Below are 272 nucleotides of genomic sequence, written 5' to 3'. Positions count from 1 at the left end.
CCGACATCGTGTCGTCCGATCAAATCGACGACGTGATGAGCATGTTCGGCGACAACGACATCGAGATTGTCGATGCGCAGAAGGCTGCTCAGAACAACGAGATCAAGCCCACCGTCACCGTCGAGGAGGAGAAGGAAGACGTCGACGAGGATGAGAAGGACGAAGACGACGAGCCGGGTGGCAAGTCGAACGACCCGGTGCGCCTGTACCTGCGCAAGATGGGCAGCGTCAGCCTGCTCACGCGCGAGGGCGAGGTCGAAATCGCCAAGCGC

At 60.7% G+C, this 272-nt stretch carries 1 protein-coding gene; it reads left to right on the top strand.

Annotated elements, in window-relative coordinates; all coding sequences use genetic code 11:
• Nucleotides 1-272 (top strand): sigma-70 factor domain-containing protein (locus tag G4D83_RS45405; protein WP_275902426.1); only part of this gene is annotated, 272 nt, incomplete at both ends.

Origin of the sequence: Myxococcus eversor (assembly GCF_010894455.1) — a bacterium.
Lineage (GTDB): Bacteria > Myxococcota > Myxococcia > Myxococcales > Myxococcaceae > Myxococcus > Myxococcus eversor.
Note: the sequence above shows the minus strand (reverse complement) of the source record. Positions and strands in the feature narration are given on the sequence as shown.